2 protein-coding genes are annotated in these 1,563 nt (G+C 69.7%); both read left to right on the forward strand.

The features are described from left to right. The coding region (locus K2X24_RS06190; RefSeq protein WP_292495759.1) for an urease subunit alpha at positions 1-1,005 on the forward strand (1,005 nt) is incomplete at its 5' end. A gap of 63 nt (positions 1,006-1,068) precedes the next feature. Further along, the coding region (locus K2X24_RS06195) for an urease accessory protein UreE (RefSeq protein ID WP_292495762.1) at positions 1,069-1,563 on the forward strand (495 nt) is incomplete at its 3' end.

Below are 1,563 nucleotides of genomic sequence, written 5' to 3' on the forward strand. Positions count from 1 at the left end.
GTGGCCGACCTCCACGACGTGCAGGTGATGATCCACTCCGACACCCTCAACGAATCCGGCTTCGTCGAGGACACGATCAAGGCCTTCGCGGGCCGCACCATCCACGCCTTCCACACCGAGGGGGCGGGCGGCGGCCACGCGCCGGACATCATCAAGGTGGCGGGGCTCGCCAACGTCCTTCCGTCGTCGACCAACCCGACGCGGCCCTACACGAAGAACACCATCGACGAGCATCTCGACATGCTGATGGTGTGCCACCACCTCGACCCGGCGATTCCCGAGGATCTCGCCTTCGCCGAGAGCCGCATCCGCCGCGAGACCATCGCGGCCGAGGACATCCTGCACGACATCGGCGCCCTCTCGATGATGTCCTCGGACAGCCAGGCCATGGGCCGGGTCGGCGAGGTCATCATCCGCACCTGGCAGACGGCCGACAAGATGAAGCGCCAGCGCGGGGCGCTCCCCGGCGATACATCCGGCAACGACAACCTGCGCGCCCGCCGCTACGTGGCGAAATACACCATCAACCCGGCGATCGCGCACGGCGTCTCGGCCCATATCGGCTCGGTCGAGCCGGGCAAGCTCGCCGACCTCGTACTGTGGACGCCGGCCTTCTTCGGGGTGAAGCCCGACCTCGTGATCAAGGGCGGCGCCATCGCCACCGCGCCCATGGGCGACCCCAACGCCTCGATCCCGACGCCCCAGCCGGTGCATTACCGCCCGATGTTCGGGTCTTTCGGCCGGGTGCCCTTCGCCACCGCCCTGACCTTCGTCTCGAAGGCCGCCATCGAGGACGGTCTCGGCGAGCGCCTCGGGTTGCAGAAGCGCCTCGTCGCCGTCGAGAACGTGCGCGGCGGCATCTCGAAGAAGAGCATGATCCTCAACGACGCCACGCCCGACATCGAGGTCGACCCCGAGACCTACGACGTCCGCGCCGATGGGGAACTTCTCGTCTGCGAGCCCGCCGACGTCCTGCCGATGGCGCAGCGGTATTTTCTGTTCTGAGGTCGGCTTGCTTTGCGTCCACGCTCGGCGGCACGAGGCTGAGCGCCAACCGGTTTTTCGTTCATGATCCGCGCCACCCACGTCCTGCGCCGCGACGCCCTCGCCGGCGAGATCGTCGACCGCATCGTCCTCGACCACGGCGACCGGCACCGCCGGCGCATGGCGATGCGCGCCGCGGGCGGGCTGGCGTTCCTCCTCGACCTGCCCGAGCCGACCGTGCTCGACGACGGCGACGCGCTGGTGCTGCAGGATGGGCGCCTCGTCTGGGTCGAGGCCGCGCCGGAGCGGCTGCTGGCGATCCGCGCGCCCGACGACCACGCCCTCAAGCGTCTGATCTGGCACATCGGCAACCGGCACATCCCGGCCGAGATCGGGCCGGACGCGGTCTACATCGCTTTCGACCACGTGCTCGCCGAGATGGTGCGGGGTCTCGGCGGCAGTGCCGAGGCGGTGGAGCGCCCGTTCCGCCCCGAGGGCGGCGCCTATGCGGGCGAGGCCGCCGGCCACCACCATCACGGCCATGCCCACCACGACCATGCCCACCACGACCACGCGCAC

It is taken from the genome of Methylobacterium sp. (assembly GCF_019750675.1).
GTDB lineage: Bacteria > Pseudomonadota > Alphaproteobacteria > Rhizobiales > Beijerinckiaceae > Methylobacterium.